Origin of the sequence: Streptomyces sp. NPDC057939 (assembly GCF_042887545.1) — a bacterium.
Lineage (GTDB): Bacteria > Actinomycetota > Actinomycetes > Streptomycetales > Streptomycetaceae > Streptomyces.
The window spans coordinates 1-23,452 of sequence record NZ_JBHVPG010000022.1 but is presented as its reverse complement, the minus strand read 5'-3'; the positions used below and the strand labels follow the sequence as shown (position 1 = coordinate 23,452).

The following is a 23,452-nucleotide window of genomic DNA, read 5'->3' as shown; positions in this document are numbered from 1 at the left end:
GTCTGCCCCGGGCTTTGGTGTTTTCCGACCCCGGTGCGGCTGGCGGCAGGGCTCCCCGATTCCTTTGGATCAGGAGTTCCCGCCTTGTCTTCCTCCGCGCTCGACAACGAGCCAGAGCACACCACCACCCGGACCCCGGCCCACCCCTCACCTGGCCCGTCGAAGATGGCCATGGGGGCCTGGATCGCCCTCCTGGTGCTGCTGACCGCCGAGCTGATGAACATGCTCGACCAGTCGGTCGTCCTGACCGCCCTGCCCGCGATCCAGGAGTCCACCGGCGCCGGACCGGTCGCGTTGCAGTGGCTGACCACCGCCTATTCCCTCCCTGTCGCCGTCGGGCTGATCACCGGCGGACGGCTCGGTGACATCCACGGCCGGCGCAGGATCCTGCTGATCGGCACCGTCGTGTTCACAGCCGCCTCGCTGCTGTGCGGTCTGGCGACCGGCCCGGGCGTGCTGATCGGCGCCCGCCTGCTCCAGGGCATCGGTGTGGCGGTGATGATCCCGCAGGTCCTGGCGACCATGCACGTCACCTTCGAAGGCCGAAACCGCAGCAAGGCGTTCGGCCTGTACGGGGCCGTCCTGGCCATCGCCAACGTCCTGGGCCCGGTCCTGGGCGGCGTGCTCACCCAGGCCGACCTGTTCGGGCTGTCCTGGCGGCCGATCTTCCTGGTCAATGTGCCCGTCGGGCTGGCCGTACTCCTCCTGGGACGCAAGTTCGTCCCCGAGTCGACCGTCCGCAAGGCCGACCGGCTCGACCTGGTCGGCACGCTGCTGTCCGGCCTGGCCATCGTCCTGATCCTCTTCCCGCTCACCGAGGGCCACGCCCACCGATGGCCGCTGTGGTGCTTCGCCATGCTCGCCACCGGCGTCCTTCTCCTCGGTGTCTTCCTGCGTCATCAGCGGCGCAGGCAGGGCAATGCCCCGCTGGTGACCCTGTCCCTCTTCCGCATCAGGCAGTTCTCCGGGGGCATGGCCACGGACCTGCTGCACGGCCTGCTGTGCGGCCTGTTCTTCATGACCTGGACGCTGTACCTGCAGCGCGGACTCGGCATGAGCCCGCTCGAGGCGGCCATTGCCTTCGTGCTGCTTTCCGTGGGAGAACTGGGCGGCGCGACCATCGCGGCGAAGACCGCGGGACGTTTCGCCCGTCGTCTGCCGCAGGCCGGAGCACTCATCGCGACCGCCGCGATGATCGCCTACGGACTCCAGATCGCGAGCCGCCAGGGCGACCTGACCTTGTTGGCGATGACCGCTCCGGTGGTACTGATCGGCTTTGGCCTGGGCATGGTGTCCGGCCCGCTCGCCGACCTGTCGCTGGCCAGGGTCCCGCACGAGGACGCAGGCTCGGCCTCGGGCCTGTTCAACACCGCCATCCACCTGGGCATCGCACTGGGGACCGCGCTCACCGCCGTCGTGTTCTTCGCCATCACCGGCGGCTCCCACGACGGCCCGGTCAACCGCGACGCGTTCGTCACTGTCCTGTGGTGGGTCAGCGCCCTCCTTGCCCTGATGTGGGCCCTGATGTTCAGCCTGCCCAAGCAGGCCGACAGCCAGACCGACTGAGCCACACCCGGGGGCGGTGGTACCCGGCACCGGGTACCACCGCCCCCGGCCGACCAGTCGGTCGTCCTGATCGCCCTGCCCGCGATCCTGTCATCGACTGGCGCCGGACGGGCCGCGGCGTAGTGGCTGACCGCCGGGTTCTCGCTGACCGTCGCGTCGGACTGATCACTGGCGGACGGCTCGGCGACATACACGGCCGACGCACGCTCCTCCTCCCAGTTCCGGATCACCCCAGGGGCGCAGGGCGTGGCACCGGCGGGCCGAGCAGCACGGGCCCGCCGGCCGTCGCCCCGTCGATCTGCCTGATCTTGGCTTCAGCCCCGGCGAGGCTGACGCGGAGGCCCTCGATCTCGCCGAGCCAGCCTCCGTGCTCGGCTTCGCTGATTCGGTCGAGGAGGTTGTCCCGGAGCCCGCCTGACGCCCGACCGTCTCTCGCGCTGACATTGACCGCCTGAGCACGGTGGTCGGCCGCACGGCCCGACTACCGCACTCAGGCGCAATGACCTCGACACCGCCCGGGCCGTCGAACGCGTGGCCCGATCAGCCTCTACGTCGAGGTGCAGCGTCTGTCCGCCGAGGAGCCGACCCGTCCCGCGCCGCCCGGGAGGGCGTGGGACGGTGTTGGTGACCCGGGCCGTCAGTGCTTCTTGCTGTTTCCCTGGTCGGCGATGAGGATCGGGAGGCACTTCGCGGACGTATTGGTGCCGGCGAACACCACGGCCTTGATTCCCTCACCCAGGTCTGCTGCCCCCCGCACCTCCCAGTCGCCCTTGGTCGCAATCTTCATGTCCACGTCGCCCTTGCGGTCACTCTTGCCCTCGGTCCAGCCGGCCTCGACCAGGCCGGCGATCGTGTCCGCGAACGCCTTCTTCGGATCGGCGGACTTACCGGGGTCGTTCACCGCCCAGTCGACTTTGCACTCCTTGGCCTCGGGTCCCGTCGTGTCGATCGACGGGTCCTTGGTGAACCCGGCCGCGGTCGCGGCCGCGTCCATCTCCGCTGCGACCGTGGCCGCTTCCACCTTCACACCGCCCTCACCGGCGCACCCCGCCACAAGCAGTACAACACCGGCGGCCACTGCCACCCACCTGACCTTGCGCATCGTCCCCCACCCAAAACGCCTCACACGAAGGCCTCTTGCCTCCATCGAAGAGGTGCCCAGTCTTGCACCGTGCGGACGCCAGTCGGGCCGCAGGTCGATCAGCCCGGCCACGGACAGCCGCCCCGACCGAACCCCAGCGGTGAAAACTGACTTCCAGGCACCTGTAAATGAGGTCTTGGTCGGCCGCAAGCACGAGGGCGACGAGAACAGCCACCTGTACTACAGGACGGCGAAGGCAAATCAGGGCGGGTATCCGACGAGAGAGCCACACTCTTCGGTGCTCCCTGTCGGGGTTGCTCGATTGCGGGGATCAAACCACGGCTAGCCACGTGCAAAGCCGCCCGTCACGGCGGCCGTCCACCCCCTGGCTCAGGGGGGCTTGTGCGAAGGATCACCGCAAATGATCACGGATAAGAAGAACCCCTACTCGATGACGCAATATCTGTTGGGCAAGGTCACAGCGCGCCTGACCCAGGAGCGGGTGTTGAAGTACTCCGCCGCGCCGGCCTGCGGGGCCTACTGCAAGAGCGCGTCGTCGGCGCAACATGAGGCGCACTTCTCCGAGTTCGGCGGCTACACGGAACGGGAACTGGCCCGGGGGCTGTCCCACACCCTGGGCCAAGTTCCGACCGTTGCTCCGGAGCGGCCCCGAACGGAACGGACATGGTCGCCATGCGTGTCGTATACGACAGGACCTACGTGGATCTCCAATGGCGCAGGAACTCCAAGACCGGCGAATGGCTGATGTACGACGTCATGCAAGAGGGCGTCAGCCACATCACGGCCAGCCAGAACGAGTGGGCCGACATCCTGCGTAAAGGAGGAGTGGGCGAACTGACGCAGAACCTCCTCGTGGCCGCCAAGCAGCCCCTGTAGGCGCCAGCCCCTACAGTCTCTTTTCGCCTGTTGAGTGTAGTTTCTACCGTGCGTTCAGCGGGTCGTGTGGCCGGTGATGGTGTGAGTGAGCGTTTTCAGCTTCGCCACTCCGGGGTGACGCCGTGGCCCTCGCTCGAGTCCTGGAAACTCTCCGGCTGGGCCCGCCGGGCACAGTGGCTTGTCTGTGATAAGTCGCGGGCGGTACTTCGCCGAGGGGCCGCCCCTGCGCTTCGGGGCGGAAGGCGATCGTGGGGAGGAATGGAACACACTCTAGAAGTGCCATCTCTGCAAGGTTCTCCGGCCGGTACTTCTCAACCTCCGCAGTGGCGTAGTCGGACGGAGACATTTCTGTAGAAGGACACAGGTCGGAGGGCGATGAGCGCGGCTGGGAGTTGGTCGCGTGTGATGGGTCTTCTTCGGGAGCATGCGCCGGCCGATCACGCGGATCTGCCTGGGCCCGCTACGGTGCAGATGCTCGCGGCAGCCGAAGAGCGGATGGGGATCTCCCTGCATGGGGACCTGCGGACGTGGCTGCTGCGGAACAATCTGGATCTGCCGGAGGAAGATTTCGACGACGAAGTGATGTGCTTTGGCTTCGATGGGTTCCCCGACGAGGGAAGGTCTTTCTGGGTATCCGGGCGATGGAGAGGCTTTACGCGAACCGTTCCACGTCCTGCGGATTCGACCCTCCGGACCAGCCGGACCACCCGTTCTGGCGTAACGAGTGGATCCCGTTCCTGTCGGACCAGGACGGCTGGAGGGGAAGGTTCATCGATGTGCGGGACGGGCGCGTCGGCAGCTGGTTCGTGGGTGAGATCACGGGCACTGGCAAGTACGAGTCGACGGACCAGTATTTCGACTCCGTTGGATGACGGCCATTGCCAAGCCGCCCTCACACGGCATGCCCCGGACCGGCGGGTCGTCGGCGCGGAGCGGACGGTGACGACCAAGCGGGCCGGACCCGTGGTGGATGGGCTGGAGCGGGGTGCCCATTGCCGACTCGGTCCTTCAGGAGGCGGGGGACGGGTGGAGGCGGGCGGTGAAGACGATGATGTCGTCGTCGGGTTCGGCCGCGAACGTGTCGACGAGTTGCGTGCAGAGGGCCTCGGGTTCGTGCGGTCCCGCCGCGGCGCTGGCGGCGAGCAGGTCGAGGCGCTCGAAGAGGTCGCTGCGACGGGTTTCGACGAGTCCGTCCGTGACCAGCACGAGCCGGCTGCCGGGTTCGATGGGATGGCCGGTGGCAGGTGGGTGGGGCAGCCCGATGCCCAGGATCGGGCCGTGTTCGCGCAGGAAACGGGGCGCGCCGACGGGCGGCAGGAGCAGGGGCGGGAGGTGGCCGGCATTGGCGACGTGCATCCGCGCGTTGCCCGGCTCGATCAGCACGATGCACACGCTGGTGGTCCAGCCGGGCTGGTGCAGGCCCAGTAGGTGGTCGAGGTGTTCCAGCAGGACGTGCGGGGGGTGCCCCTGGGCCGCGTAGGCGCGCAGGGCGTGCCGGAGCTGGCCCATGACGAGAGCGGCCTGAAGCGAGTGGCCGACGACGTCGCCGACGGCGAGGAGCAGTCCGTGAGGCGTGTTGACGGCCTCGTAGAAGTCGCCGCCGATCTCGGCCGTGGTGACTGCGGGCAGGTACCGCACGGCGAGTTCGACACCGGGGGATTCGGGCAGGGCCGCGGGCAGGAAGGTGCGCTGGAGGGCCAGGGCGAGTTCGTGCTCCTGGCTGAAGCGTTCGACGACGTCCTTGTGTTCCACCGTCAGCTCTGCGTAGAGGGCCATGACCCCCGCGTTGGTCTCCGTGAGTTCCTCATTGAGACGTTCGAGCTCGTCACGCTGGGCGTGGGACTCCTCCAGCGCGGCGATCAGGTCGCGGGATTGGGCCCGCAGGTCGTCGATCGCGCTTGCGGGAGCCTCGGCCTCGACGAGTGCCCGTACCCGGGCCGCGGCATGTTCGCCGACCGAGAGGTGGGGGAGCGGGCAGGTGATGTCGATGCGTCCGCCGCGAACGCCGGCCGCCTCCGCCGCGGACCCGACGGCAGCGGGAGCGCACTCGGTTTGCGGCAGGAGGCGGGTGACGGCGGCCAACGACTCGCTGCTGGGGACTCGGTCGTCATGCCACCGCAGGGAGGCCTTGAGCGCCGGCGGTTCGCGCAGGACGTCGAAGGACGCGGTCATGGGGGCGGAGGAGCGCAGAAGATCGCGGCCCAGTTCGCTCAGCGCGGTGGCGAGGCGCACCTGATCCCGGTTGTCGAGGCCGGCGGCCTCGGCAACGGTTTTGGCGCGCCGACGCAGGGCGAAGACGTCCTGTTCGGTGGCGACCGCGGTCACCAGGGTGGGGACCCGTCCAGGAGCGCGGGCGGCGGGCACGTTCACCAGCCCCCCTTGGCGATCACCACGCTGGCGTCGTCGCGGCGGGTCCCGGCCAGGCGCAGGAGTCCCGCCGCGATCAGGGCCGGGGGATGATGCAGCGAGGACGCCAGATCGCCGGGCCTCCAACGCTCGCTGAGTCCGTCGGAGTGCATCACCAGCGCCCCGCCCGCCGGTACCTGATGTTCGTAGGTGCGCAGGCGCCGCATCTGATGGCCGACGATCCCGGGGTGGGAGAGAAGGTTGGAGCGGCTGTCGACACTGATCACAGCCGCCGTGATGTTCCCGATCCCGCAGAACAGCACCCGCCCGCCGGTCTCCAGCCGCGCGATGGCGACTGCGGCGCCGCGGGTACCGCGCAGCGCGCGGTGTACCTCCTCCATCACCTGCGCGGGAGTGTGACCGGAACCCGTGCGGAAGGCATGGACGGCGGCTTGTGAGGCGTTGGCTGCCATCGGTCCGTGGCCGAGTCCGTCGCACGACATCACCAGCACGCCCCGCTCCGACACGGAGACATCCTGGACGAGTTCCGAACGCCCGGTGGTCCCGGGCCGTAGGTGGCGATCCGGCCGTACGGGCCTCACGTGCGAAGGACCGCCGGACCGCGCCGCGGTCATCGCCGACCAGTCCAGAACCGCGGGAGACCTGTCACCGGAGCCGGAGCCGGAACCTGCTTCTGCGCGTTCGCCGGGCACCTGCCCGCCGGTCCGTTCGTCGCCGCGCGCGATCCAGGCGTCGCCACAGACCTCCTCGCCGCTGATGGGCCGACTGATCCCCGCGACGACGGCCTCACCGGCCACCGAGGGCGGCTGGGGGTGCGGCCAGAACCGGGCCAGTTGGACGGTCCCGGTGCCGGGCAGGGAATGGACGTCGAACCGGTCGGCCAACCGTGTCACCGCGCCCAGTCCCAGCCCCAGTGTCCCGACCGTGGACACCCCGTCGCGCAGGGCCGAAGGTACGTCGGCCATGCCGGGGCCGCCGTCGATGACGATCACCTCGACACCGGCGACGCTCCGGTTGCGCAGAACCCGCAGCAGTATGGAGCCGTCAACGGCATGTTTGGCGAGGTTGGTGGCCAGTTCGGTCACGGCCAGCACGAGCTGCGCGGTGCGGTGCTCCCCCAGGCCGATGCGGCGACCCAGGGCGGCGGCCGCGCCGCGGGCGGCTTCGGGCCGGTCTCGGAACCAGGCCGTGTCCTCGCAGTCCAGCAGTGGTGCGTCTCCCATGCCGATCATCTCGCCCACTTGGTGATGGAGACAGTGGTGCCCTGCCCGGGGGCGGTGTCCAGGACGAACTCGTCGACCAGCCGCTTGGAGCCGGACAGTCCGAGCCCCATGCCGTTGCCCGAGGTCCAGCCGTCGGTGAGGGCCAGGCCCACGTCGGGGATTCCGGGTCCGTGGTCGGTGAAGACCAGGCGCACCCCGCGTCGGCCGTATTCGCTTACCAGTGCGGCGGTCATGGTCCCGCCGCCTCCGTAGATCAGGGTGTTGCGGGCCAGTTCACTGGCGGCGGTGATCAGCTTGGTCTGCTCGACCAGGGAGAGCCGGCACTCCTGGGCCAAGGCGCGGACCAGTTGCCGGGCCTGGACCACGCCGGCGTTGGCGCTGATCTCCAGTACGGTCGGGCCTTGGCCGGCCGGGCCGTTCACCGGCCTGCCGCAGGATCCGGCCCGGCACCCTGATCGCCGAATTCTGTGACGGAGGAGTAGGAGCCCTCACCCAACTGCTGCCTGCGGGCCCGTTCAAGGACCTGCAGGCCCTTGTCGAGTGTCAGGGCGGTCCGAACCCCACCGAGCGAGAGCCCGAGCTCGACCAGGGTGATGGCGACGGCCGGCCGCATGCCGACCACGACCGTCTGCGCGTCCAGCAGGCGCGAGATCGAAGCGATGGTGGACAGCATCCGCCCGACGAACGAGTCGACGATCTCGACGGCGGTGATGTCGATGACCACCCCGTGCGCGCCCGAGTCGACGACCGCGGCCGCGAGATCATCCTGGAGGACCATCACCGCCTGGTCGTCCAAATCCGTTTGGATCGAAACCAACAGAACCTGACCGATCCGCAGGACCGGCACGCGCTCACTCACCGGCTGCCACCCTGCGAAGCGGGCCGGGAGAAGGAGACGCCGGAGCGACGCAGCGCGTGGCGCAGCGCGTCGGCCAGGGTGGCCTTGGTGACGATGTCACCGAAGTCGATGCCCAGGGCCACGATGGTCTGGGCGATCTGAGGACGGATCCCCGATATCGTGCACTCCGCACCCATCAGACGGGCCGCGACAACCGTCTTCAAAAGGTGTTGTGCCACCTCGGTGTCCACCGCCGGAACACCCGTGATGTCGATGATGGCCTGCTCGGAGCCCGTGTCGATCAGCGCCTGGAGCATCTTCTCCATGACGACCATGGTGCGAGCGGAGTCCAGGGTCCCGACCAGCGGGACGCCGATGATCCCGTCCCACAGCTTCACCACCGGCGTGGACAGCTCCATGAGCTGCTCGGCCTGTGCGGAGATCAACTCCTCGCGGGTACGGGTGTACACCTCGATGGTGAACAGTCCCAGAGCGTCCAGCAGGGTCGTGAAGTGCAGGTAGGCCTGAACGTCGTGGTCCTTGCCGACGAGCGCCGACTCCAGGACCTCCTTGAGCGCGAACACGCCCACCGCGGTCTCGGTCGGGCTGAAGCCCTGCCGGGCCCGGTTCCGTGACAGTTCGGTCAGCAGGGCGCGAACCTCGCCGAACGCCTCCCCGCGCGCGTCCAGGCTGCCCTCGCCCAGCGCGGCCACCAGCGCCGTGTACAGCTCCTGCAGCTCACGCTGTACCTCGCTCCGGCTCACGCGTCCGCCCAGCGAACCGGTGACCTTGTCGGCCCATTCGGCCCCCAGGTCCTCACCTCGTGCCGACAACAGGCCGATCAGGCGGTCCGTAACGTTCCCATCAGCCACAATGCACATCCCTTTATATGAGTCACCGAACCCTAGGCCATAATTCTCCGTGCCGGGTACCGCTCTGCCTTCCTGCCCATGAGCACTGTCGGAAGCGGGCTTTCCCATCGTCCTGTGCGGGCGCGTGGACGGACGCCCTTCCCGCTCCCGAGCGACCGGCACGGTCCTGCCCGCCCCCTTTTTCTCGGCCCGGCACAGAGGTGACGGGCCGCGCAGGCGAATACGGAAGCCGGCAACGGTCCCTGGCACCGGGAGCGGGGCGACGGTGATCCGCGCCTCAACGGCCCTTCTTGCGGGGCTGGTTACAGACCTGCCGGAGCTCCGCACTCCAGGTTCCACCCGCTCGCCCTGCCGAAATTCGTCGTTGCCCTCCTACCGGGCGCCGGCGTGCGTCGTCAATGAGGCGCCGCTGTGGGCGAGGCAGCAGTGGGAAGGGCGAAGTTCTTGGGCGTGAGGCAATTCTGCCGGGGCATGCGGAGCTCAACGCGGTTGCGTCACACGGAAACTTTCAGGTGGGAGCAATCGTCGAGAATCTGTTTTTGAAGGAGTTCTTCGTATGTCCGAGAACGCGTGGGGCTACCGTGAGACGTCCGGCGGCCTGCCCGGCGCGGATCTGACGGGCTACACGATGGACAAGCGCTCCGACGAGGTCGGTTCCGCGTACATCGACACCCACGACCGGAAGATTTACCTCGACCGGACAAGGGAGCAGATGGAGAACGCTCCTGAGTTCGACAAGGACTGGCACCTCGGCAACGAGGACTATCACCGCCAGGTGGGCGGCTACCACGACGGACCGCACCACCTCTGACCCACCGGGTCCGACGGTCCCCGCCCAGGGCCATATCGAAGTACCCGATGCCTCGCCGCAGCATCCGCGTTCCCCGGGCAGCCCCGCACGCCTGCCGGGCGGCTTCGGTCGGGGACTTGGCAACCGCCTCGCCGAACACACGGAGATCCATCGGTCCCCATGGCAAGACCATCACGGCGCATCTTTTGCTCCGACCTTCCTCGCCAGGCGGCCGGCAGCAGGACCGAGCGCGCTCCCGTCCCCCCGTGTCGACGGCCGGAGGTCAACCGGCCGGGTCCCGGCCGCTCTCTCCCGATGGAGGCGCAAGGACTCCGGAACGGGTCACGGGCTCCTTGACGCACCGGCGGAACCGGGAAGCGCAGCCGGATCCGGTTCTGTCGACCGTATCGGGCGGGTCCTTCAGCCGTCTGTCAGCGGGATGGAGGCGGAGATCTGTTTCCCGGCGGGCTCACGTCGGATCGCGAGGGAGTGGGTGACGGCCATGACGATCGCGAGTCCTTGTTGCCCGATGCGCAGGGGGTCGGGGGGCAGGATCGCGGGCGGGTTCGGGTTGCTGTCCCACACCATGACTTCCATGCGACCGTCCCGGACCTCCAGCGTCAGTCGGCTCGGTCCGGGGGCGTACTTGCGGGCGTTGGTGACGAGTTCGCTGACCACGAGTTCCACGACGTCCAGGGCGCGGTCACTCACGGGGACACGGTGTACGTCCTGGACCTCGGCGAGGAACCGACGGGTGAGGTGGCGGGCCTCGGCGATCGGCTCGCCGCCCGCGTACGTGGCGGAGCACGATATGGGGTTGTGGCGCCTCGTCACGGGCTGTTCGGCCTCCTCTGTCCTCTTCAGCGGCCACGCTGCGGGCGCGACACCGAAGGACTCTATCCGCCCGAATGCTGTTCGATCGGCCGGAGCGGCATCCGACCCCGCGCGGCCGCCGGCCCTGACGCGGCAGGTCAACGCGGAAGGGCCGCGTCCGACCCGATCACGGTCGGGAGGGGCCTGAATCTCGAACCATGGACAACGGGTGTTGTCCGCCGGGGTATTGTCGGCAGGCGACGGTTCGCGGCACTCAGCCGGGTAGAGACGCTGGGGAGCGCGGATGGAACAGTGGGTACGGGTCCTGCCCGACGAGGACGACGTCCGCGTCATCATGTGCGCGGGCGACTTCGATCAGGACACCCTGCAACCCCTCGACCGGGCGTGCGCGAACGCTGCCGACGACCCCGGCGTACGACGCATCGTCCTCGACGTCACCCGGATCACCTTCGCCGACTCCTCCATGCTCAACCTCCTGATCCGCATGCTGCGCACCGGCCGCCTGGTCGTGGCCGGACCCGTGCCTCCGCGATTGGAGCGGCTCCTGGAACTCACCCAGGTCCGTGACCTCCTCCCGACAGCCGAGGGCATCGCGGCGGCACGTGCCCTGTAGCAGGGCTCCCGTGCTCTGCGGCGGCCTTGGTCGTGGGGCGTCCGGCGTGGTTGTGCAGCACTGGCGACGCGCTCGGAGACCGCACCCCGGCGGACCTCATGGACCACCTGAACACCGCGATGCTCCGCCAGGGCGCCGCCCACCGCCTGACGGCCGGCCACGCCCGAATCCGCTTCACGCCCGCCGGCGTGGCCGGGCCCTCGCCCTGGCCGGTCACCCGGCTGCCCTCCTCCGCGACGACAACGGCACCGTCCGTGAAATCGGTACGCCCGGTCAACTCCTCGGTGTCTTCGGCTCCTGTCCCCTGACCGACGTCCGCTCTGGCCGGTAAGCGGTGCCACGAGGCCCTCAACCCCCTCCATTCCCTGATCCATTTCGCCCCCGAGGCTGAAGACGAGTTCATCGCCGCCGGACTGGACAGGAGACGAATGGGCTATTTCGCCGGGCGCTCCGCGGCCATGGGAACGGTGGGTGCGGGCGCCGTGGCTGCCACGTTCCACAACTTCAGCCCGACTCTCGTGGCCGCGCACACCCCACCCGGCCTGCCCACTCCCGGCCCCGGCGCACCTCGCCCTGTGGCAGGCCGTCCAGTACGCGGCCGTCCCGCCGGGCGGAAGTGTCGCGGTCCTTGGCGTGGGGTCGATCGGAGACATGAGCACGCGCAACGCAGCCCACCACGGCGCCGGGACGGTGATCGGGATCGACCTCGTACCCGGAGCGCCTGGAACGCGCCCGGCGACGCGGCATTCACACGCTCGACCTCCGCGAGTGCGGAGACGACCTGACCGACGTGGGGAGTCCACGGCGGCGCAGCCGACCCCATGCCCCTGCTGACAATGTTCGACAAGCAACTCCTGCTCCGCATGGGCCAGGCCAACGTCCACCGCTGGGTCGACGCCATCCTCCCGCTACTCACCGACGAGGACGCACTCGGCGTCGACGACTTCGCCACACACCGGATGCCCCTGGAGCAGGCACCGGACGCGTACGAGATGTTCCAGAAGAAGCTTGACGCCGCCGTGAAGGTCTTCTTCAACTCGCGACCGGGCTTTGGCGGTGCGCTCGGCGAATCGGGTGTCGCCGTCAGCGGCGGAACTCAGGGCCCGCGCCACCTCGGGATCCGCTCGCGGTACACGCGTCCGAGCATGCTTCCCCAGCCACCTTCGACCGTCGGTTCCGTCGGTGGTCAAGGTCCATGGCGACACGACCGCAGTGGTGTCCCCGCGGGACCCAAACGAACGCGCCGGTGCGCGGGGCCCCGGCGTGGGTGGGTGCGGTCAACGGTGTGCGCCGGCCGTGGTCGGAGTGTCCTAGGGAGTGTCGCCGTCGGTGTTCCGAGTGGGGGGTGTGGCGGCCAGGACGGCGTCCAGGAGGTGGGGGAATCGGGTGTCGAGGTCTTCGCGGCGGAGTTCGACGGCCTTGTAGCGGCCTGCTTTGTGTTCGCGCGTGATGCCGGATTCGCGCAGGACCCGCCAGTGGAAGGTTGCGGTGGCCTTGGTGACGTCGAGGGGGAGGCTGCCGCAGGTCCGTTCTCCCTCGGAGGCGGCGAGTTCGCGGACGATGTGCAGGCGGACGGGGTTGCCGAGGGCGGAGAGGACGTCCTCGATGAGGAGCTGTTCGCGGTTCGGATGGTAGGTGGCCATGCTCCGACTGTACGACGAGTCACGTACTGAGTCGATTGTCCCTTTCTGTAGTACGACTGTATGGTGATTCTCGTACTCTCGTACTTGGGGGTCCACCCCACCCTTCCTCTTCGCCCAGGAGATCCGTCGTGAGCACCACCCCCACCACGCACACCGAGCCCACAACGCCTGCAGCCGACGCTCCTGTGGCGATCGTGACCGCCGCCGCTTCGGGGATCGGTCGCGGCATGGCGGGCGAGCTCGCGAAGGCCGGCTACCGGCTGGCCCTGCTGGACATCGACGAGTCGATCCACGCCCTCGCCGACGAACTCGGCGCGACCGCCGTGCCGGGCTCCCTCACCGACCCGGCGGACCTGAGGCGCCTGGTGGACACCACGGCGGAGCGGTACGGCCGCATCGACGCGGTCGTCAACGGCGCCGGGCACGCGAAGAACACCGCGCTCCTGGAGGTCACCGACGAGGAATGGCACGACGGCCTCGACATGCTCCTGCTCTCGGTCGTGCGGATGGCGCGCCTGGTGACCCCGCACTTCGAACGGGCCGGGAAGGGTGTGTTCGTGAACCTGTCCTCGTACACGGCGTTCGAGCCGATGGGCGTGATCCCGGTGAACTCGGCGATGCGCACCGCGCTGACCAGCTTCACCAAGCTCTACGCCGACGAGTACGCCGCGAAGGGCATCCGGATGAACTCCCTGATGCCGGGCTACGTCGACAGTTGGCCCGAGGACCCGGCCTTCCTCGCGAGGATCCCCGCCGGTCGGTACGCCACCACCGAGGAGATCGGCAGGCTCGCCCGCTTCCTGGTCTCGGACGACGCCGCGTACATCAACGGCGAATCGATCCGCATCGACGGTGGCGCCGCCCGCTCCCTCTGACCCCACACCACGTCGGACACACCGGCAGCCGCCCACCGCCGCCCTCCCTCCCTCCCTCCCTCCCCCTCCCGTCCTGGCCCGGACGCGCCTGCCGGGGACACGCGCGGCCCGACCAGGGACACGGGGCTGAGGCACCGACATCCGCCAGAGTGTGTCCGTAATGCCCGAATCGGCGCTCACGGTTCGCCCGGCGGCAGGCTCTCGTCCTGCTGTCGGGCAGCCGTCCGGCCCTGCTGAACGGATCCGACGCATGAGTGCACCGCCCTTCGAGGACACGACCGACTTCGAGAACGCCGAACGCGGCTTCGTCGGCGCCCTGAAGCCCGCCGTGGTCAAGAACGCCGACGGTCGCGTGGTCTACGACAACGACGCGTACGCCTTCCTGGAGGGCGGCTGCCCCGACACCGCCAACCCGAGCCTGTGGCGCCAAGCCCAGCTGTGCGCCAAGCAGGGCCTGTTCCAGGTCACCGACCGCGTCTACCAGGTCCGCGGTCTGGACCTGTCGAACATGACCCTCGTGGAGGGCGACCAGGGCGTCATCGTCATCGACCCGCTCATCTCCGCCGAGACCGCGGCCGTGGCCCTGGCCCTCTACCGGCAGCACCGCGGGGATCGCCCCGTCACCGCCCTGATCTACACGCACTCCCACGGCGACCACTTCGGCGGCGCCCGCGGCGTCCTGCCCCCCGGCACCGAAGACGGCATCCCCGTCCTGGCCCCCGCCGGATTCCTCGAACACGCCGTCAGCGAGAACGTCTACGCCGGCAACGCCATGACCCGCCGCGCGATCTTCATGTACGGCGACCGGCTGCCGAAAGCACCCGACGGCCAGATCAGTGCCGGCCTGGGCATGACCACCTCCACCGGCACCATCACCCTCATCCCGCCCACCCTCGACATCACCCACACCGGTCAGGAAGAAGCCGTCGACGGCGTCCGCATCGTCTTCCAGCTCACTCCTGGCACCGAAGCCCCCGCCGAGATGAACTTCCTCTTCCCCGACCTGCGCGCACTGTGCCTGGCGGAGAACGCCACCCACAACATGCACAACATCCTGACCCTGCGCGGCGCCGTCGTCCGCGACGCCCGCATCTGGTCCCGCTACCTCGACGAAACAGTCGACTTCTTCGCAGGCGGTTACGAAGTCGCCTTCGCCTCCCACCACTGGCCCACCTGGGGCCACGAGAACATCGTCGCCTTCCTCACCGCCCAGCGAGATCTCTACGCCTACCTGCACGACCAGACCCTGCGCCTGCTCAACCAAGGCCTCACCGGACCCGAGATCGCCGAAGAGTTCCGCCTGCCGCCCGCGCTGGAAAACGCCTGGCACGCCCGCGGCTACTACGGCTCCGTATCCCACAACGTCAAAGCCATCTATCAGCGCTACCTCGGCTGGTTCGACGGCAACCCCGCCCACCTGTGGGAACACCCACCCGTCGAACAGGCCAAGCGCTACGTCGATATCGCCGGCGGCCCCGAACAAGCCCTGACCAAGGCCACGGCGTACGCCGAGGCAGGCGACCTCCGCTTCGCGGCCACGCTCCTCAACCACCTCGTCTTCGCCAACCCCGCCGACCCCGGAGCCAGGACGGCCCTGGCCGCCGTCTACGACAGGCTCGGCCACGGCGCCGAAAACGGACCTTGGCGCAACTTCTACCTCACCGCCGCCCTCGAACTACGCCAAGGCGAAAGTCCGGCCCTACTGGATCCCACCAACCCCCAGATGGCCGTCGCCCTGACGACGGACATGGTCCTGGACTCCCTCGCGATCCGCATCGACGGACCGCGCGCCTGGCACGAAGACCTCACCATCGACCTGGCGCTGACCGATGAACGGCGTCGCCACCGCGTGACCCTCCACAACGGCGCCCTCACCCACCGCTCCGCCCCCCTCGACCACACGGTCGGGACGCCGGCCGACCTCACCCTCACCCTGACCCGGCCGCAGCTTTTCAAAGCCCTCGAGGGTCAGGGACTCGACGGCGTCACCACCGACGGGGACCCCGCCCACTGGACCCGTCTCTTCTCCTTCGTCACGGAACCCGACAACGCATTCCCCATCGTCACCCCCTGATCGGATCCGTCCAGCCGGGCCCCTGAACGCGATGCCTGGAGCGTGCCCTGCTCCAGGCACGGCGAAGCGGATCCCGACCCGGCCCGGTGGCTGCCGCCGTCGGGGTCCGAGGAGGTGCTGTGCCGGTACGGCGCGGAGTGGAGCGCGGCGAAGCTGCGCCGGGGTCCGGCGGTGGAGAGTCCAACGGGATCGGCTGCTGGACATCGCGGCGGACCGTGGCGGCACGGACGTGGGTTCCACCCGCCGCGTAGCCCCGTGCGCGCCAGGTCCACTCCTGCGGCCCGGGTTTGTTCAGGTGGGGTTGCGCGCCAGGTGGATGGCATCGGGCACTCCGCGGGAGACGGGAATCTCCTCGGTGTGGACCTCTTCGAATCCGGCCCGGCGGAGGGCTTGTTCGAAGGCGGGTGAGGGCTGGGCGGACCAGATCGCGAGGATCCCGCCGGGGCTGAGGCGTGTGCGGCAGGCGGCGAGTCCGGCGGGGGAGTACAGGCTGTGATTGTCGTCGGTGACGGTCCAGTGGGGGCCGTTGTCGATGTCGAGGCACAGGGCGTCGTACCGGGTGGTCGTGGTGTACAGGTGGTCGTTGAGGTCGGTGTGCAGGACGCGGACGCGCCGATCGGCGAGAGCGGCGCCGGTGAAGGCCTGCAAAGGTCCTGTTCGATGCCAGTCGATGACGGCGTCCTCGCGCTCCGCGACGACGATCCGGGACCAGCGCGGCTGTGCGGCGGCGTGGGCGAGGGAGAACCCCACACCGAGGCCGCCGATCAGGACCGAGGGCGCCGTGGCAGTCGTCTGCCGCAGCGCTGCATCGATGAGGAGGCGTTCGGAGCGTCCGTCGGAAGTGTCCATCAGGAAACAGCCGTTGGCGATGATCTCGTAGGTTTTGCCCCGGCGACGCAGGACCACTTCGCCGTGCGGACCGATACGTCGGTCGAGTGTCACGGCGCCGGTCGGCTCGGCATCGAGTAATGACATGAGGGACCCTTCTGGACGCTGATGCTGGACGATCACCTGGAGCCCTAACGGCGTTCCTGGCAGCAAGGTTCCCCGTCCCGCTCCATCCGGCGGGTCTCTGCCCCTGTCCCTGGCGATGCGGCAAGCGGCGTGGAAAATGCTGCCCCCGCTCCACGTCGGCCGCCGCGTCCGCCCAGAAGCCCCCTTTGTCGACCGTGTCCTGCCAGGTCGCGGGTTCGGTGGGCGCGTCCCCGGGTTCCGCGTGACTGCCGGGGACGGCAATCGGGAGGACGGCCCGCCTCGTGGACCACTTCCACGACCGATGTTGAACGTGTTCAGAAAATCTGGCAGCATGGCGCGCGGAAAGGCCTGCCGGGCCAGGGGGACGTGAATCCGTTCGCCCTCGGCACGAGTTGGCCGTGAGACCCGGAGGTCGGTAGAACGTGCCCATCGCCTTGCTCGTCTTCTTGCTCCTGGGCCTGATCGTGACCATCGCGCCGGGTCTGCTCGTCGGGTACTTCTTCGTCGCGGTGAGCGGCAGGCTGTCGCTCACCGCGAGGGTCTCGTCGCTGGTGGCCTTGGCATCGGCGACGGCGGCACTGTGGCTGAGGTTGGGTGAACCCGCCAACATCCTGTTGCCACTGGCCATGTTGGTGTCGTTCCTCGTGACCCTCGCCTCGGGGGCCATGTTCCTCGGGCTCGAAGCCCGCAAGCGGCGCGCACCCCGCCACCCCGCTCCGGCCTGGCAGAACTGGTAACCGCCACCCCCTATCGCCTGCCACCTGGGCCACGAGGGCCTCGCGCACACCATCCGGGAACGGTTCGCCGCAGGCCGCAGGGGCGAGGCTGTGACGGCGGTCCCCGACACGCTGATCGACGAAGTGGCCCTGACCTACCCGCTGCTGATCGCTGGACTGCCGGACGCAGACCGTCGTCCACGTCGTCGACACCGTCATGCCCGCCCACCTGTCCACCGGCACTCCGAGTGCGCTCGGGCCCGCCGCACCCTCTTATCGCGTCGCCCTGATCGTCATGCGCGGCTGGCCGACCGCCGTCCAGGTCCAGGCCGCCCCGCCACGGCGCGAGGCGACCGGGCGAGGTGGCCGGGAGGGGGGCGGATCGGGCCGGCCGTCCCGGTCGGTGCGAGGTGCGACCGTCAGGGCGCTGTACGCCACGGCCGCGCCGGGACCTGGCATTGCGCGCCGTCGCCGACGAGCTGATCGGGCAGGGTACGGCCACCTGCGGGTGATGGTGTTCGTGGTGCCCTTCGCCGCCGCCTCGTTCACGCTCCAGGGCGCGCCTGCGCGGGGATCGGGGCGATCCGGGTGCCCATGTACACGCCCTTGCTCGTCAACGTGGTCACCCTGCCCAGCGGCCTGCTCCTGATCTTCCGGGCCGGCCCTCGGCGTCACCGGTGTGTCCCTGGCCGCGACGGCCGTCGGAGCCGGCTCGGAGCAGGGGTCGGCGTGGTCGTCGTGGCGCTGAACAAGGCTGCCGGGTAGGCGTGGCTGCACGCAGCTGCGCCTGCCAAGCAGCTCCTCGACGCAGTGGCGGAGGTTCCCCGGAGCCGTCTCAGGACGGCGGCCCGGCCGCCGGGCCGACCTCTTGGCCGCGCCGAGGCCCGGCCGGAGGCTTCCGTCAGGTCACCGCGCCGGCAGCCGCGGCGTGCGCGGCGGCACCGTGCGCCGGCTGCCGGTCTTCCTCTGCCGCTTCGGCAAGAAGGACCGGCTCCTATTCGAAGTCCGGGCATGGAGCCAATCGGACCTCTGGGCCAGGTTCCGGCACGCCGCTGACCAGGCCGCATCGCCCGCCGAGAAACGGGACCTGTTCGTCCGCTTCTCCTACCCCGCCATCAGGGCGACGAACGCTACGCGCTGTGGACGCAGGTTCTGGCCCAGCGCCACGACGAAGCGGGCAGGCAAACCCTCACCGCGCTGTCGGACGGCTGGGACGAGCGACTTGAAACCATCCTTCGTGAAGGTCGAGACCAGGGACACTTCGCCGACGTGGACATCACCGAGGTCACGATCCGAGCGGCGGCCATGCTGAGTGGAATCTCCGAAGACGTGATGTTCGGACGGTCCCGCCGGCAACACACATCCGCACGCATGTTCGCTCTGTCTGCGCTCGCACGCGAACTGCGTCCCACCGGTCAGGCGTGACGATACGCGGAGCCGCCGATCTCGACGAGCGTCGTTCGGATCCGCTCGGGACGCTCTTCGGACCCGGCTCCGACACCGCCACCGAGGTCGCACTACTGATGCTCACCGGCACCGGCACCGGCGCGACATCGGGCCTGCCCTGATACGAGACCTCTGCCTGCCGGTCATTCTCGCGGCGTACATTCCGCTGGTCGCCACCACACCCACGGCTTGTTCGCGAACCTCGCCCACGGGCGCGCTTTCTCCGATCCGGTCACCCCGATTGCGCGACGATCTTTCCCCTGAAGACGTCCGCCCATTTCGGCGAGGGCCACAGCGCGGCCGACGACGATTGCCGCACTGTAAGCACTGTAAGCACTGAAAGCACTGAAAGCACTGACCGCACTGACCGCGTGGATCGGCCCCGGACCGGGGTGAGCAAGGCCCTGACCGGCGAACTGACCGCGGTATCGACCTCGACGACCACGGCCGGATCCGATGCCATGGGCGACCCCGCCCCCCGGTGGCGGCCGGTCCCACTGTGGTGGATCAATTCCAGGCGGGGAGGGGGAGGGGCTTGCCGGTTTCGAGGTAGGTCTTGAGGTTGGACAGCACGGTGGACCAGCCGCCGGCGGCCTGGCGGCGTTCGCTTTCGTCTCGCAGGTTCTCGTGGGTGACGGTGAGTCGCACGGTGCCGCCGAGCGGCTTGAGGTCGAAGGTGACGGTGGACGGCCCGTCGGGGCGTTCCTCGCCGGGTACGGCCCAGGTCAGGACGAGGCGTTCGGCAGGTACGGCCTCGACGACGGTCCCCGCCACATCGGCGGTGCTGGAGCCGTCGATGCGCCGGTGCTCCCAGATGGAGCCGGTTTGCCAGTCGGACACGTTGGAGTGGCCCCAGTAGGTGGCGGTCATCTCGGGATCGGTGAGGGCCTCCCAGACCGTTTCGGGGGTGGCCTCGATGTAGGTGGTGTAGATGAAGTCGGGCTTGGAGGTCATGGCCTGTTCTGCCTTCCGTTTCAGGTCGCTCAGGGTGCGCAGGCGGGGGCGTTCGAACTTGTCGATCCACCGCTCCTGGATTTCGTGGAGCGGTACGGGGTTGAGGTAGTGGAGTTTTTCCCGGCCTCTGCGGACGGTGCTGACGAGGTTCGCGGCTTCGAGGAGGCTCAAGTGCTGGGTGGCCGACTGGCGGGCCATGCCCAGGCCTTCGCACAGTTCTCCGAGGCTCTGGCCGTTCTTCTCGTGCAGCCGGTCCAGGAGTCGCCGGCGGGTCGTATCGGACAGGGCCTTGAAGACCCGGTCCATCTCATCGCTCACACCATCAATCATGCAGGCATTTACCTGCATGTCAAACGAGGCCTCCGACCGCGACGTGGAAGGGTTCGTTCCGCGAGGTGACCGCGTGGTCCGCCTCGCGCAGATGCTGTGCCACCTCTCGGACGCGACACTTCACCGGCGGGTGTCCGCCACGACAGGCAAGGCGGAGTCGTTCAACCAGTTCTTCCAGTGGGCCGCGGCAGAGGTTCGGCGAGGCCCTCTCCATGCGGCACGGCCCTATCGTCCAGATGTCAGATGACAGCCGCAGGCGGCGCAATGGTCGCGCGCCGACCGGACCCACGCCCGGCCCCGGCCGCCAGGGACGAGAACCGCACCTCTGAAGGTTGCGCGCCTCACGACCCCGGCATCACAGGAACAGCGACAGAGCCCGATCATTCGTGCGTGGCTGGGCACACTGTGGATATGCCGACACTGGTCGCCCGCCGTGTAGGGGCAACTGTGGAGTTCTCTGCGGTGTTGGTGCGACGGTAGAAATCTGACGGACAGATCTGATTTGTGAAGGTTCCAAGGGGAGCGCTCATGAGCACAGCGAAGGACCTGTTCATCATCGCCATGGAGGAACGGCCTGGATCCGGCGTCGGGCAAGGCGACCTGTCGCTGGCTCTCGCGGGCGCTGAGCTACTCGATCTCCTCGCCGTGCAGGCCGCTTCGTTGGACGGTGACCTCATCGTGCCGGGCGGGCAGGATGCGCCGCACGACGAACTGGTGGCTGAGGCCTTGTCGGCGCTCATCCGTCAGGTGCCCTACGAGAGGGTCGAAGAGTGGTTGTGGCGACGCGGTCGGGAGTTGTCCGCGGCCTACCAGGCGGCCCTGGAAGAGGCCGGGCAGCTGACGCGGGGACGACGCGCCCTGCTGCCCTTCGGAAATGATCGCCTGGAGGTCGCGGAGTCACCCACTCGACGCCGGGCCCGAAGCCGCTGGGAGGGCGGTGAACCCAACCTCATTGCCCTCGCCGCGGCCGTGGGCATTTCGGCAAGCCGCTCCGAGGACGGGAGTGATCACGTCAACGAGTCGGTGTTCCTGGAGGGTGAAGAGAACGAAGCGGTCATGACCGTGTTGGCGAGCGTCAACGACGCGGTGATGGAGCTGGAGGCCGTGAGACAGCGCCGTTCCATCGAGAACGCGGCGTTCGCCAATGTCTGGCGCGTGCCGTAGGGCATGGTCCACCTGCTTCGAGAGCGGCACTTCCGGACCGAGCCCGGCCGGGCGCGCAGCCGGTGGAGTCTTGAGGCGGCGCTTGAGGTTCGACTCCGCGTTCTGCACCGGGCGGCTCTGCACCGGGCGAAGATCCGGCTCGCTGATGAGGTGTGCTCGTAGTCGGCGACTGCCCGGTGACAGCAACCGAGCCGAGATCGCCCGCGCCCGTTCATTGGGCAAGGGCGGTTCACGCACCCGGAAGTCGACCCCTGACGCCTGTCCACCCGCGCAGCGATGACTTCCGGAGTGCGGAGTTGAGCCGGTTCAGAAGAGGCCCCCGCGTTCCCCTGCTCTGCGGCCCCGCTCGTCGAGTGGTGTGTCGGGTGCGGTCCCGTAGCTGTAGGCGCTGCGGACGTGCCCGTCTCGGGCGTGGACGATCACCTGCGCGGACATGTGCTCCCTGGCATGGCGACGCGCGGCCGCGATGGCGTCCTGTTGGGTTCGGTGCGGTTCGTGCAGCTTCCGCCGGCCTTCCCTGCCCTCGACCTGCCACTTGACACCCGCGGCGGCCGCCCGCTCACCGGAGGGTGAGACGTGGTACACGGTCTGTTTCGCTGACATGTCGTTCTCCTCGCGCCGCCCGGTACGAGCTCCGAAGACCGACCCGGGCGCAACCGGTCCAGGGGGCATTGGCGACGAAGGGTCGATCCTGGCTCTTCACTATTCAGTGTCCTACGGGGCGCATGCGTTCGGGGCCGTGACGGAGGAGACGGTTGCCCTGTGCGTGGTGCCGGCGAAGAGGTTGGGTCGGCGATGCCGCGGCTTGCTTCGGCGGGGTGGCTGGGTTTGGCTCCGGCGGTGATGCGGTATTGGGTGCGGCGGCCCTCGAGTACCCGAGTGAGGTATCCCTCCTGTTCCAGGTCGGAGAGATCGACTGGATGGTCCGTTCGGTGAGCAAGACAACCCTCGGCGAGTTCCCGCACGCGGACGGCGGGGTCTTTCGATAGGGCGAGGAGGATGTGGGGGAGGTGGTCATGTCCAGGCCGGCACTGATCTGGCCGTTGGGTGCTTTCGGCAGCCGGTCGCCGTACATGAAGATCGCGCGGCGGGTCATGGCGTTGCCGGCGTAGACGTTCTCGCTTGGTCGGCCGTCTGCCGGGGCGACGCGCCTTCCCGTCAACACGAATGAGAAACAGGTGATTTTGCGGCGCATGGCTGGAACGGGTGGGGGCATTCGTTGTTCTGGAGGTAATAACTATGGTTCCCCTGCTTCTTGTTCTTCTGCTCGCTCTTATTCTGTTCGGTGCGGGTTTCGCGGTGAAGATTCTTTGGTGGGTCGCGATCGCGGTCCTGGTTCTGTGGCTGGTCGGCTTCGTTGCCCGTCCGAAGGGCGGTAGTGGCCGCTGGTACCGCTGGTAGCCGACCGGCGGAAGCCCCGGAGCTGACATGCATGGCGGTGGCCTGGTCCCCCCTCCGACGAGGGGGCCCAGGCCACCGCCATGTCCGCGTGGGGCGGTAATGGTTTTGCGGTAACGGGTGAAACGGGATGGTCGGGGCATCAGCGGCATCAACCGGGACGGTCGCCGTGACGCAGCAGGGGACCTGCTCACCTCCAAAGATCGGCGGCCGTCCCGGCCATGAATTCCGAACCCGTGCGTGTGGGGTGCGAATTCGAGGGCATGCGGATCTCAGGTGGAACGGTCGATGCATCGTTCGCCACAGAATTCGAACGGAATACATCGGGGCTGACGGAACGTGAATACTTTGTCAGTTCTCGGTAGACGGAGGAGTTGTTTTCGCGTGACTGAGAACGTGTGGAGCTACCAGCAGACCGCGGGCCACCTGGCCGGTACCGACCTGATCGGGTTCAAGGTCGAGGCGACCGATGGGAGCATCGGCAAGGTCGACAAGCACTCCGACGAGGTCGGTGACGCCTACCTGGTCGTGGACACCGGGGTGTGGATCTTCGGCAAGGAGGTCCTCCTCCCGGCGAGCACCGTGGTGCGGATCGACACGGCCGAGGAGAAGGTCTACGTCGACCGGACGAAGGAACAGATCAAGGACGCCCCGGAGTTCCACCGGGACAAGCACATCGGCGACGCCGGCTACCGCGAGGAGCTGGGCACCTACTACGGCACCGGCGCCCCCTTCGGCGGCCGCCCCGCCTGACCCCCCTCTTCACGACGGCGCGGCCCGACACCCCGGACAGGGG

Annotated in this window: 23 protein-coding genes and 3 pseudogenes; 15 read left to right on the top strand and 11 right to left on the bottom strand. The window is 68.7% G+C overall.

Annotated elements, in window-relative coordinates; translation table 11 throughout:
- Positions 1-84: 84 nt before the first annotated feature.
- Positions 85-1,566, top strand: coding sequence for an MFS transporter (locus ACFVS6_RS23235; RefSeq protein ID WP_389706461.1), 1,482 nt, complete (start codon positions 85-87; stop codon positions 1,564-1,566).
- Between the two features lie 637 nt (positions 1,567-2,203).
- Here ACFVS6_RS23235 and ACFVS6_RS23230 read toward each other — a convergent pair.
- Complete coding sequence (locus ACFVS6_RS23230) at positions 2,204-2,593, bottom strand: hypothetical protein (protein WP_389706459.1); 390 nt, start codon at positions 2,591-2,593, stop codon at positions 2,204-2,206.
- A gap of 747 nt (positions 2,594-3,340) precedes the next feature.
- Between ACFVS6_RS23230 and ACFVS6_RS23225 the strand changes: the two genes are divergently transcribed.
- Positions 3,341-3,544, top strand: coding sequence for an ABC transporter substrate-binding protein (locus ACFVS6_RS23225; protein WP_389706457.1), 204 nt, complete (start codon positions 3,341-3,343; stop codon positions 3,542-3,544).
- A gap of 1,008 nt (positions 3,545-4,552) precedes the next feature.
- On the opposite strand, the gene ACFVS6_RS23220 is transcribed toward ACFVS6_RS23225, so the two are convergent.
- The 5 genes and pseudogenes from ACFVS6_RS23220 to ACFVS6_RS23200 all read right to left on the bottom strand — a co-directional run bounded on the left by ACFVS6_RS23220 (position 4,553) and on the right by ACFVS6_RS23200 (position 8,853).
- Positions 4,553-5,914 carry a PP2C family protein-serine/threonine phosphatase gene (locus tag ACFVS6_RS23220; protein ID WP_389706456.1) on the bottom strand — a complete coding sequence of 454 codons (1,362 nt, stop codon included), beginning with the start codon at positions 5,912-5,914 and terminating at the stop codon, positions 4,553-4,555.
- A complete protein-coding gene (locus ACFVS6_RS23215) occupies positions 5,911-7,134 on the bottom strand; it encodes an ATP-binding protein (RefSeq protein ID WP_389706455.1) in 1,224 nt (407 codons plus the stop codon). Before ACFVS6_RS23215 ends, ACFVS6_RS23220 begins: the two co-directional genes overlap by 4 nt.
- Positions 7,135-7,139: 5 nt before the next feature.
- Positions 7,140-7,556 carry an anti-sigma regulatory factor gene (locus ACFVS6_RS23210; protein ID WP_389706453.1) on the bottom strand — a complete coding sequence of 139 codons (417 nt, stop codon included), beginning with the start codon at positions 7,554-7,556 and terminating at the stop codon, positions 7,140-7,142.
- Between the two features lie 86 nt (positions 7,557-7,642).
- Positions 7,643-7,993, bottom strand: a pseudogene (locus ACFVS6_RS23205) (STAS domain-containing protein); the annotation flags it as partial.
- Complete coding sequence (locus tag ACFVS6_RS23200; RefSeq protein ID WP_389706451.1) at positions 7,990-8,853, bottom strand: STAS domain-containing protein; 864 nt, start codon at positions 8,851-8,853, stop codon at positions 7,990-7,992. The gene ACFVS6_RS23200 and the pseudogene ACFVS6_RS23205, both read right to left, overlap by 4 nt.
- Before the next feature lie 547 nt (positions 8,854-9,400).
- On the opposite strand from ACFVS6_RS23200, the gene ACFVS6_RS23195 reads away from it, so the two are divergent.
- A complete protein-coding gene (locus tag ACFVS6_RS23195; protein ID WP_389706449.1) occupies positions 9,401-9,655 on the top strand; it encodes a hypothetical protein in 255 nt (84 codons plus the stop codon).
- A 399-nt stretch (positions 9,656-10,054) separates the two neighbouring features.
- On the opposite strand, the gene ACFVS6_RS23190 is transcribed toward ACFVS6_RS23195, so the two are convergent.
- The gene (locus ACFVS6_RS23190) at positions 10,055-10,468 is read right to left on the bottom strand and encodes an ATP-binding protein (RefSeq protein ID WP_389706448.1); all 414 of its coding nucleotides are present in this window, start codon (positions 10,466-10,468) and stop codon (positions 10,055-10,057) included.
- A 283-nt stretch (positions 10,469-10,751) separates the two neighbouring features.
- Between ACFVS6_RS23190 and ACFVS6_RS23185 the strand changes: the two genes are divergently transcribed.
- From ACFVS6_RS23185 to ACFVS6_RS23175, 3 genes and pseudogenes are all read left to right on the top strand, one after another.
- Positions 10,752-11,081 carry an STAS domain-containing protein gene (locus tag ACFVS6_RS23185; RefSeq protein ID WP_389706447.1) on the top strand — a complete coding sequence of 110 codons (330 nt, stop codon included), beginning with the start codon at positions 10,752-10,754 and terminating at the stop codon, positions 11,079-11,081.
- A 320-nt stretch (positions 11,082-11,401) separates the two neighbouring features.
- Positions 11,402-11,605 (top strand): annotated as a pseudogene (locus tag ACFVS6_RS23180) (hypothetical protein); the annotation flags it as partial.
- A 52-nt stretch (positions 11,606-11,657) separates the two neighbouring features.
- Positions 11,658-12,109, top strand: a pseudogene (locus ACFVS6_RS23175) (glutathione-dependent formaldehyde dehydrogenase); the annotation flags it as partial.
- A gap of 282 nt (positions 12,110-12,391) precedes the next feature.
- Here the strand turns inward: ACFVS6_RS23175 and ACFVS6_RS23170 are convergent.
- Positions 12,392-12,724 carry an ArsR/SmtB family transcription factor gene (locus ACFVS6_RS23170; protein ID WP_389706445.1) on the bottom strand — a complete coding sequence of 111 codons (333 nt, stop codon included), beginning with the start codon at positions 12,722-12,724 and terminating at the stop codon, positions 12,392-12,394.
- A 128-nt stretch (positions 12,725-12,852) separates the two neighbouring features.
- Here ACFVS6_RS23170 and ACFVS6_RS23165 point away from each other — a divergent pair, with 128 nt between their 5' ends.
- Together ACFVS6_RS23165 and ACFVS6_RS23160 are read left to right on the top strand one after the other, a co-directional pair.
- A complete protein-coding gene (locus tag ACFVS6_RS23165) occupies positions 12,853-13,599 on the top strand; it encodes an SDR family oxidoreductase (RefSeq protein WP_389706443.1) in 747 nt (248 codons plus the stop codon).
- Positions 13,600-13,849: 250 nt separating this feature from the next.
- A complete protein-coding gene (locus tag ACFVS6_RS23160) occupies positions 13,850-15,673 on the top strand; it encodes an alkyl/aryl-sulfatase (protein ID WP_389706442.1) in 1,824 nt (607 codons plus the stop codon).
- 291 nt (positions 15,674-15,964) lie between these two features.
- Here ACFVS6_RS23160 and ACFVS6_RS23155 read toward each other — a convergent pair whose 3' ends face one another.
- On the bottom strand, positions 15,965-16,648 hold the full coding sequence (locus ACFVS6_RS23155; RefSeq protein WP_389706441.1) for a spermidine synthase: 684 nt from the start codon (positions 16,646-16,648) through the stop codon (positions 15,965-15,967).
- A 422-nt stretch (positions 16,649-17,070) separates the two neighbouring features.
- Here ACFVS6_RS23155 and ACFVS6_RS23150 point away from each other — a divergent pair, with 422 nt between their 5' ends.
- The 4 genes from ACFVS6_RS23150 to ACFVS6_RS23135 all read left to right on the top strand — a co-directional run bounded on the left by ACFVS6_RS23150 (position 17,071) and on the right by ACFVS6_RS23135 (position 18,932).
- Complete coding sequence (locus ACFVS6_RS23150) at positions 17,071-17,385, top strand: hypothetical protein (protein WP_389706439.1); 315 nt, start codon at positions 17,071-17,073, stop codon at positions 17,383-17,385.
- A 573-nt stretch (positions 17,386-17,958) separates the two neighbouring features.
- Complete coding sequence (locus tag ACFVS6_RS23145) at positions 17,959-18,129, top strand: hypothetical protein (protein ID WP_389706438.1); 171 nt, start codon at positions 17,959-17,961, stop codon at positions 18,127-18,129.
- A 300-nt stretch (positions 18,130-18,429) separates the two neighbouring features.
- Positions 18,430-18,789: a TetR family transcriptional regulator C-terminal domain-containing protein gene (locus tag ACFVS6_RS23140; protein WP_389706635.1), complete on the top strand. Its 360-nt coding sequence runs from the start codon at positions 18,430-18,432 to the stop codon at positions 18,787-18,789.
- Entirely contained in the window at positions 18,786-18,932 is a 147-nt protein-coding gene (locus ACFVS6_RS23135) for a hypothetical protein (protein WP_389706437.1), read from the top strand. Before ACFVS6_RS23140 ends, ACFVS6_RS23135 begins: the two co-directional genes overlap by 4 nt.
- Positions 18,933-19,317: 385 nt before the next feature.
- Here the strand turns inward: ACFVS6_RS23135 and ACFVS6_RS23130 are convergent, their stop codons facing one another.
- Positions 19,318-20,070 (bottom strand): ArsR/SmtB family transcription factor, encoded by a 753-nt coding sequence (locus tag ACFVS6_RS23130; protein ID WP_389706633.1) that lies wholly within the window; start codon positions 20,068-20,070, stop codon positions 19,318-19,320.
- 552 nt (positions 20,071-20,622) lie between these two features.
- On the opposite strand from ACFVS6_RS23130, the gene ACFVS6_RS23125 reads away from it, so the two are divergent.
- Positions 20,623-21,258 (top strand): GPP34 family phosphoprotein, encoded by a 636-nt coding sequence (locus ACFVS6_RS23125; RefSeq protein WP_389706435.1) that lies wholly within the window; start codon positions 20,623-20,625, stop codon positions 21,256-21,258.
- A gap of 306 nt (positions 21,259-21,564) precedes the next feature.
- Here ACFVS6_RS23125 and ACFVS6_RS23120 read toward each other — a convergent pair whose 3' ends face one another.
- Positions 21,565-21,861, bottom strand: a complete 297-nt coding sequence (locus tag ACFVS6_RS23120) for a DUF2188 domain-containing protein (protein WP_389706433.1) — start codon at positions 21,859-21,861, stop codon at positions 21,565-21,567.
- 636 nt (positions 21,862-22,497) lie between these two features.
- Here ACFVS6_RS23120 and ACFVS6_RS23115 point away from each other — a divergent pair.
- Complete coding sequence (locus ACFVS6_RS23115) at positions 22,498-22,659, top strand: hypothetical protein (protein WP_053676175.1); 162 nt, start codon at positions 22,498-22,500, stop codon at positions 22,657-22,659.
- 381 nt (positions 22,660-23,040) lie between these two features.
- Positions 23,041-23,409 (top strand): PRC-barrel domain-containing protein, encoded by a 369-nt coding sequence (locus ACFVS6_RS23110; protein WP_389706431.1) that lies wholly within the window; start codon positions 23,041-23,043, stop codon positions 23,407-23,409.
- Positions 23,410-23,452 lie beyond the last annotated feature (43 nt).